This is a genomic window from Cyclobacterium sp. L-R (genome assembly GCF_056859355.1).
In genome coordinates, this window is record NZ_JBSXOH010000090.1 from 1 (window position 1) to 8,459 (window position 8,459).

Consider the following 8,459-nt stretch of genomic DNA (forward strand, 5'->3'; position numbering starts at 1 on the left):
TCGTGTTTTGGTTGGTATTTTGTACCTTCATAGCTATATGTTTAAGACAACATAATTTAACTAAAGTAGGCCGGTTTTCATAAGGAAAATCGGCTTATTTTGTCTCAAGAGGCCATTTTTTCCTTAACTTAATAGCATTGAGGGGGCGCTGATAGTTTACTGCTTATTATTATCTTTATAGGTAATTAAATAGGGTAGGCTATCAGGCTCTACTCTACGCGGTAATGTAAAAAAAACAGTAAGAACTAACCAAAACAAATATGAATGACTTTTTTAATAAATTATCTTCTTACAACTTGTTCAATAATCTTCTTCCTGGAATATTATTTGCTATTTTATTAAATAATTTCACTAAATATGAAATTTCACAGGACAATATTTTTGTTAACTTGTTTCTATATTATTTCATAGGATTAACAATAAGCAGAGTTTCCTCCATAACGGTAGAACCAATTTTAAAAAAGATAAAGTTTATAACCTTTCGAGACTATCATCTGTTTGTTAAAGCAAATAAAGAAGACGTCAAACTTGATATTTTAGTGGAGACAAACAATAAATTTCGAGTGCTGTTAACTATGATTTTATTGATAATACTGTCAAAACTATTTTTTTCAATAAATGAATACATTTTAAATTTTTCTGAAAACACTCAACAGTATTTATTGTTGATTTTGATTGCGATTATATATTTATTCGCTTATCGTAAACAAACTAATTATATAACTAAAAGAATTGATTCAAATAATTAAATTATGGATTTTGTTATAGATTTTGTATACGTCGCAGACGGAGATGGTATAATAATTTGGGGTAGAAATACAAATGAACAAGATTTTGTTTTCTTTCTTGATGGTGGCAATCAAGAATTTGGAATTAAAATTGTGAAACATTATAAAAAATGGATTGAACCATTTTTATATAAGAAAAGAACCATATCTTTTATTAATAGCCATCCTCACGCCGACCATATTAATGGTTTAATCGAAATTGTGAAAGAACTTGGAGAAACAATGACTTATGGAATCTATAATGACCCAGTTAAATTTATTTCTGAAGAATTAAGATTAAATATTAAAAAATCTGCTATGCGAAATGAGGATGCAGATATTGACCACCTCTACAAATCTTTTAAGAAAGTTCAAGAATTAAATGAGCTATGTGAACAATATAATATAGAAAAGAAAGAAGCTTTAAGCGACGTCATTAATTTCGATGAAATAAAAATTTTATCCCCATCAAGAGAATTTTATACTAATAAAGTCCAAACTTTTACAAACATTGATTTTCTCAAAAGAGTAGATTATACAAAATCTTTTTCTTCGGTTAATGAATCTGCCGAGTCATTAAAACCTTGTGCCATAGTTGATGAAAAAAATGATGCTTCTCCAGAGAACAATTCAGCTACAGTCATTGAATTAATAGACAGTAAAAGTAAAAGATATTTATTAACAAGCGATGCAGGAGTTGAAGCATTTGACGATATGGAAGACAATGGTTTTATTACAGAAAATTTACATTTTGTACAATTACCACATCACGGCAGTAGAAGAAATATTAGCACAGAGTGGATTGGGAAATTCGCACCAAAAATGTTCATAGTTTCAGCCGAAGGAAATAATAAGCATCCAAGACGAGCAGTTTTAAGTTGCATAAAAAAGAATCTTCCAAATTGCAAAACTTACAGCACACATAAAAATAAAACAACTATTTCTTACACGACTAATAAAGAAGTATTCCCGAATCGAAACTGGGGAAGTGCCGAACCGATATAAAGCACCACTGCTAACAATGTTTATAAGCAATGGCTTGTCCTCACCTACTTACGAAAGTCCTCGCGGACTTTCTATCTGTGATTTATTTGCTAACTTTAATGCTTAAACACGCAACGAAATCATACGTGTGCCGAGAGTAACGAACGGCTGAAAATCGTTACGCAACTGTTTATAAGATGGTGGAACCGATCCACCGGTGTTGTCCTACAGGGGATAGCATCAAACTACCATAAGGTGCTTTGGTGGGAGCGTCAAGGTATTGATCGTTATTGAAAAGGCTATGCCATGAGTTTGGCCAGATATGTATACTGAACCTGCGTATGCTCAAATGTGTAAGTTAAAATACATAACCTTGGACCCAGAGTATCTTCGAGAAGTCTATCTGTAGATGGGAGCGATTTGATTCCGATTTTTCGGGAAAACGCTGGGACAACTTAGTCCCCTTCGACTGGCTCAGGGACCATGCTCAGGGTTCAGATCATCGTATCGAGAATTAGGGTTACTATGAGGAATGGTTTTCCCTCTTTTGTTTTTTCAGATGATTAAGGCCACTTTTCTGATGGCTTAATTGCGAGTTTTAGGCTGTTTTTACCATTTGGAAATACCTGACCCATTAAGCTATTTGATCCTTACTGTATTGCTTCTAAATCTTTAGATATGCGAATCAGAACTAACTGGAAAATCATTTTATTGCCATTTCCAATAAAAATATGGTCTCTCCCTTAGATTCTTTGACCGAAACACTTAATTTGATGAATAATAATCCGAAGTGCTTGGAGTATAGTTTATTACTCAACTCGGAAGCTAAATATGAAAGTGTATAGTTGTTGGATAAAATAATATGAAAACTCTTTACCTTATATCGTTATCTTTTTCAATTATTATTTCAATTTTTTACGATTTTAATGAAAGTACTTCAAATGCTCATCATAGGGAAATCGTTGAAGTTGTAAGAGTCATAATTAAGGAGAACCTATTTCAAGAAAACTTCCCTGATTTTGAAATTTACGCACAGTTACCCAAATATATTTCAAGGAAAGGATGGGAAGAATTTACACCCGGACCTCCTCCGGGTTCCCCTTATATTTTTCCTGATATCGAACAAATTCTAAAATCAAATATGCCAAACTATGTTATTTCAAATAAGGATTTTCAGTTTTTTAAAGAGCAAGAAGAGACTAATATGGAAGTATGGCTTAGCCAGTTAGATTTTCCAAATTATATATTAGCCAAAAAGGGAAATCCAATACCTAATGAGTATGTTTATTTTAGTATTCCGGTATTTAATTTTGATAAAAGTATTGCATTTGTACGTTTTGGCTTTGTATGTGGCGGAGAGTGCGGTTGGGGTGGTGAAATGATTTTAAAAAAGGACAAGACTGATAAATGGAGAATCGTTAACGAAATAATTAATGGGGTAAGTTAAATAAAATACTTTGTCCAATAACCAAGCATTCTGCCTGTTGGCCCTTCGACCCTTCGGCACCCTTCGGCTCCGCTCAGGGGCCATGCTCAGGGACAACAGGCTCAGGGACCATGTTCAGGGTTAAGATTATTGTATCGAGACGAAACACTTAATTTAACAAATAATAATAGGCCGATAGGGGTTACTCATCAACAAATTTTAAATTTTGAAAATAGTAACTTTTAAGTTACATTTACGTCTATGGATAAAGTAAGGGAAGTCATAGCCTACCAAGACCATTTTGAGAAATTTCTGAGAAAACAGACGGAAAGAGTTCAAAATAAAATCTATAAGGTGATTGAGGCTATTGAAACCCTGGAAAGAGTACCTAAAACTTACTTAAAACCTATCAAGACCAAGAAAGGGTTATTTGAAGCCCGTATTCAGTTGGGTTCAAATATTTGGAGGGTGTTTTGTTTTTTTGACGAAGGAAAGCTTGTTGTTTTATTAAATGGCTTTCAAAAGAAATCGCAAAAAACACCTCCCAAGGAAATTGAAAAAGCGAGTAGGTTGATGGACCAATACTTTTCCGAAAAAGAATCAGAAAATAAGAAAAGGACGAAACCATGAATACGAAAAGCTGGAAAGACATAAAAGAGGATGTGTATGGAATGAAAGGCACACCCAGAAGAGATGAACTTGATAGAGATTTTGAATCCTTTAAAATCGGTGTATTATTGAAGAAAGCCAGAGAGGACAAGAATTTGACCCAGGAACAACTGGCAGAGTTAGTAGATAAAAAAAGAACCTATATTTCAAGAGTTGAAAATAACGGAAGCAACCTCACGCTAAAAACGCTCTTCGACATAGTGGAAAAAGGATTGGGAGGAAAAGTCAAAATTACTATTGAAATGTGACAACAAAAAAATACGCGCTATAACATCACATTGGATACAGAGGCCGGTTCAGAGTAACTATAATAAACAATATCTTTAAGAAGTTAGGAGTAGGCTGGAAGTACTCGGCTTCTAATGCCCGCCATCTCGAGGCTGAACCATGTCACACTTTAGAAAACTACCTAGCAAATTTTCACATCTAAATAACTCTTTTGTTCCATTATTCGTTAACTTTATAGCATGGAGAAAAAAAGGGTACTGATTTTCTACAAGAACTATTTTAATGATTTTTTTGACAAGCTTCCTGAAAAAGTGAAAGGCAAGATTGATGAAGTCCTTTATATGATTATGGTTCTTGAAAGAATTCCAGCAAAATTTTTCTCTCACATGACTGCTTATGATGGACTCTATGAAATACGGATAGCGTATAGCAGTAATATTTATAGAATATTTTGCTGTTTTGATGAAGGTAAATTGATAGTGCTATTCAATGGTTTCCAAAAGAAGTCTCAAAAGACCCCTAAAAAGGAAATTGACAAAGCATTGAAAATCAAAGCTGAATATTTTGAAGAAAAGGATAAACAAAATAAAAATGGAAAAAAGTAACTCAATTACAACATTTGAACAACACCTTGAAAAAAGGTACGGTCAAGTTGGGGAAGATAAAAGAATGGCTTTTGAAGCGAAAGCCAAGGCTTTTGCCATTGGTGAACTTATCAAAGAAGAACGAAGGATTTCCAAAATGACTCAAGAACAACTTGCCACCAAAACAGGAACCAAGAAAAGCTTTATCTCCAGAATCGAGAATGGTAAAAGTGATATTCAACTTTCAACACTTTATCGAATATTAGAATTAGGGCTAGGAAAAAAAGTTTCATTGATTATAGAATAACAGCTCACACAACATCCCCTGAAAGCTGAAAAGATATCTAAGATGGTGGGTATGGAATGAAAGGAACATCCAGAAGAGATGAATTACATAGAGATTTTGGGTTTCCGCTGATCCTATCCACAAAAGCTAAAATATGATACGATCTGTACAACTGATTTGGATTTTTTTAATCGGGCTGACTTTTGCTTGTTCTGAGAAAATAGAATATAAAGTCAATGCCCTAAAAGTCAACCACCTTACCGCTCCCTTAGGTTTGGAGGACAACCCGGTTTTTAGTTGGCAGATGGAGGAGGGGTTAGCCGACTTCTTCCAACAAAATTATCGCATTTTGGTGGCAACAAAATCTGAGTTTTTAAAAGAGGGAAAAGCAGACCTATGGGACTCAGGAGAGGTTAATTCAGATCGTTCTTTGGGGATTTCCTATGATGGTAAGACCTTGGAATCCGGAACAAAGGTTTACTGGAAGGTTTTGGTTCAAGATAAAAAGGGAGCGGTTTATGAAAGCCAAGCCACCTGGTTTGAGATGGGGCTTAAAGACCTTAATGACTGGAAAGCTTTATGGATTGCATCCACCAATGGTCAGGACAGCATTCCTGGATTAACGCCAGCCCCCTATTTCCGTAAGGAGTTTTCCATAGATCAGCCTATACAGTCAGCAAGGCTTTATATTGCCGGTTTGGGATACCATGAAGCCTATATTAATGGGGAGAAGGTGGGAGACCATGTGTTAGATCCTGCCATGACACGCTATGATAAAACGGTGAAATATGTGGTGCACGATGTGACCGCATTGCTCAATAATGGCGAAAATGCGATAGGCGTGGTTTTAGGAAACGGATGGTACAACCAGCATACCAGAGAAGCCTGGGATTTTGATCAGGCCCCCTGGCGTGGCGTACCTGTTTTGAGGGCGCAATTGAGAATTGTGGATGCGGAAGGCAAAGCTCTTTGGATCCATACAGATGAAAGGTGGAAATATACTTTGAATGGGCCTATAATATTTGATAGTGTACACAATGGGGAAAGCTATGATGCCGGCAAGGAAATGGAGGGTTGGACTTCGCCGGATTTTGATGATTCAAATTGGGAAACTTCACACCAGGTTAGTGGGCCGAAGGGGGAAATGGTTGCCCAGTTAATGCCTCCAATAAGGGTGATAGATACCCTTTCACCAAAAAACCAATGGGAAATCAATGACAGTACTTTCATGTATGATTTAGGTCAAAACATTACCGGATGGGCCAATATAAAGGTTAAAGGACCTGCCAATGCGAGGGTGAAAATCCGGTATGGGGAAAGGATTTATCCTGACAGTACCCTGGATATTAAAGAGCTTAGTCGATTTATCTGGTCTGGAGATAACCAAACAGATCGGTATTACCTGAAAGGTGATGGGGCCGAATCTTGGCATCCGATTTTTACTTACCAGGGATTTCAATACATGGAGGTCACTTTAAGTGAACCGGAGATAGAACTTCTAGAAATCAATGCAGCTGTGCTGCACACCGATCTTCCTGAAAAAGGATATTTTAGAAGTTCAAATGCCATGTTCAATCGATTGCAGGAAAATATGCGCTGGTCATTTTTGGGCAATTACCATGGGTATCCTACTGACTGTCCACACCGCGAAAAAATGGGATGGACAGGTGATGCTCTTTTGGTAGCGGAAATGGGGAATTATAATTTTGATATGGTGCCTGCTTACAGGAAATGGTTGGACGATTTTGTAGATGAACAGCAAGACAGTGGCGACCTGCCGGGGATCATTCCTACCAGTGGATGGGGATACACCTTCAACCAAGGTCTAGATAAGGAAAGGGGTTATGGGCCGCATTGGGAAGGGGCTTTTCTGGAAGTAGCCTGGCAAATGTACCTGTTTTCAGGAGACAGCTTATTACTTGCCAGGTATTATCCAAACATGAAAAAGTACGTGGATTACCTGGAAGCTAACGCTGAGGGTTACCTCTTAAAGTTTGGCATTGATGATCACAAACAACTGGAAAACCTCACACAAGGACCATTTCTATCCACAGCCTTTTTCCACTACTTCAGTAATCTGCTAGCTAAAATGGCCGGTGTTCTTGGAGAATTAGAAGATCAGGAAGCTTACCTGAAACTTTCGAAAAATATAGCCAAGGCTTTTAACCAAGCCTATTTTAATCCTCAAACGGGGCGGTATGACCATGGGGGACAGGCTTCCCAGGCCGTTCCACTTTTTACCGGTTTGGTGCCTGAAGAGAAAGAGAACTTGGTTTTGGCCGGATTGCTAAATGCAATTGACACTAAAGAGGGGCATATCGATGCAGGGGTGGTCGGTACCAAGGCAATTATTCAGGTATTGATGGATTATCAGCAAGTGGATGTCTTATTTGAAATGGCCAACAAGCGAACGTTCCCAAGCTGGGGTTATTGGGTAGATGAACTGAATGCCAATACCATGTTTCAGAATTGGGATGGGAGCCAATCTCGCAACCATATAATGTTTGGTACCATTGGAGATTACTTTTTCAAGGGACTAGCTGGCATCAGGCCCATTGATGAATCTCCAGGATTTAAACGCTTTATTATTGAGCCTTCACTTGCTTCTGAAATTGAATGGGTGGAGGCAGGCCATGACTCTCCCTATGGGATGATAAAAAGTCATTGGCGAAGGACTTCAGGGCAGGTTGAATTGAGCCTTACCATTCCTTCCAATACAGTTGCTGAGTTAAGGTTACCGGCTTATAATAAATTATTACCTGTGGTGGAGCAGGGGGCTTCAGTTCTTTTTGAACGGGTATCCGATGAAAAAGGCGGAGAATGGTTTATGGCCGATTTGCCCGGTGGCAATTATCAAATCAAGCAAAAGGTGGAGTAATGCCATACCAGAATTAAGCAATAGGAGTTTCCTATTTTTTTAAGGGTTCCGGTCAATTGCCACGAAAATATTAGCGCATTGACTACTGGACTTGGTTAGGTTGACCGGAAACTGGCCGGGGGATAGGTTTTTAAAAATTTATTTTTTAACGATTTACAGAGGGGCAATACTCAAAATTTGTATCTTGTTACGACATTCTTAGGTCAATATTATATATAAATAAGGAACAGATATAAGCTGTCTTCAGGGGCTTCTTGAGTATTATAGCAATTGAGCCACAGCAATTTATATACAGGTAAGTAACCGAGAAATTAAAGCGGTTCGAAGTCCAATAGAGGATATGGACATAAATATATAAAGTGAAACAAAACTACACAAAGTTAACCAAATACGGACATATTGTGCAATAAAACTGCACATATAAACAAGTTGAACAAAACCTCCTACATCGGAAGTTTTTTACTTTTCTTATATTAATGATCTTATTTTCAGGTATATACATTATTTTTATTCCATGTTTAATCGTTAAACTTTACTTATCATGGAAAAAAAAGGCTTCGTCAGCAGATGTATCAGGAGATGCAGATGAGAAACTGCTCTGCCAGAAGTATCCAAAATTAGATTTCCCAAGTATCAC

General features: G+C 37.0%; 7 protein-coding genes. All 7 read left to right on the forward strand.

From position 1 onward, the window contains the following. Window positions 1–752: 752 nt before the first annotated feature. The gene (locus AC13EX_RS18350; protein ID WP_482893820.1) at window positions 753–1,772 is read left to right on the forward strand and encodes a ComEC/Rec2 family competence protein; all 1,020 of its coding nucleotides are present in this window, start codon (window positions 753–755) and stop codon (window positions 1,770–1,772) included. Window positions 1,773–2,613: 841 nt separating this feature from the next. Continuing rightward, window positions 2,614–3,198 carry a hypothetical protein gene (locus tag AC13EX_RS18355; protein ID WP_482893821.1) on the forward strand — a complete coding sequence of 195 codons (585 nt, stop codon included), beginning with the start codon at window positions 2,614–2,616 and terminating at the stop codon, window positions 3,196–3,198. A 240-nt stretch (window positions 3,199–3,438) separates the two neighbouring features. Next, window positions 3,439–3,807, forward strand: coding sequence for a type II toxin-antitoxin system RelE/ParE family toxin (locus AC13EX_RS18360; RefSeq protein ID WP_482893822.1), 369 nt, complete (start codon window positions 3,439–3,441; stop codon window positions 3,805–3,807). Beyond that, on the forward strand, window positions 3,804–4,094 hold the full coding sequence (locus tag AC13EX_RS18365; protein WP_482893823.1) for a helix-turn-helix domain-containing protein: 291 nt from the start codon (window positions 3,804–3,806) through the stop codon (window positions 4,092–4,094). Before AC13EX_RS18360 ends, AC13EX_RS18365 begins: the two co-directional genes overlap by 4 nt. A gap of 219 nt (window positions 4,095–4,313) precedes the next feature. After that, complete coding sequence (locus tag AC13EX_RS18370) at window positions 4,314–4,679, forward strand: type II toxin-antitoxin system RelE/ParE family toxin (RefSeq protein WP_482893824.1); 366 nt, start codon at window positions 4,314–4,316, stop codon at window positions 4,677–4,679. Further along, on the forward strand, window positions 4,666–4,965 hold the full coding sequence (locus AC13EX_RS18375) for a helix-turn-helix domain-containing protein (protein ID WP_482893825.1): 300 nt from the start codon (window positions 4,666–4,668) through the stop codon (window positions 4,963–4,965). The genes AC13EX_RS18370 and AC13EX_RS18375 overlap by 14 nt, the downstream gene beginning before the upstream one ends. A gap of 133 nt (window positions 4,966–5,098) precedes the next feature. Further along, the gene (locus AC13EX_RS18380; RefSeq protein WP_482893826.1) at window positions 5,099–7,822 is read left to right on the forward strand and encodes a family 78 glycoside hydrolase catalytic domain; all 2,724 of its coding nucleotides are present in this window, start codon (window positions 5,099–5,101) and stop codon (window positions 7,820–7,822) included. Window positions 7,823–8,459: the final 637 nt, after the last annotated feature.

Bases quoted from the DNA above. Each gene is read 5' to 3' on its own strand.
- AC13EX_RS18350 (WP_482893820.1), top strand. From the start codon at position 753: ATGGATTTTGTTATAGATTTTGTATACGTCGCAGACGGAGATGGTATA.
- AC13EX_RS18355 (WP_482893821.1), top strand. From the start codon at position 2,614: ATGAAAACTCTTTACCTTATATCGTTATCTTTTTCAATTATTATTTCA.
- AC13EX_RS18360 (WP_482893822.1), top strand. From the start codon at position 3,439: ATGGATAAAGTAAGGGAAGTCATAGCCTACCAAGACCATTTTGAGAAA.
- AC13EX_RS18365 (WP_482893823.1), top strand. From the start codon at position 3,804: ATGAATACGAAAAGCTGGAAAGACATAAAAGAGGATGTGTATGGAATG.
- AC13EX_RS18370 (WP_482893824.1), top strand. From the start codon at position 4,314: ATGGAGAAAAAAAGGGTACTGATTTTCTACAAGAACTATTTTAATGAT.
- AC13EX_RS18375 (WP_482893825.1), top strand. From the start codon at position 4,666: ATGGAAAAAAGTAACTCAATTACAACATTTGAACAACACCTTGAAAAA.
- AC13EX_RS18380 (WP_482893826.1), top strand. From the start codon at position 5,099: ATGATACGATCTGTACAACTGATTTGGATTTTTTTAATCGGGCTGACT.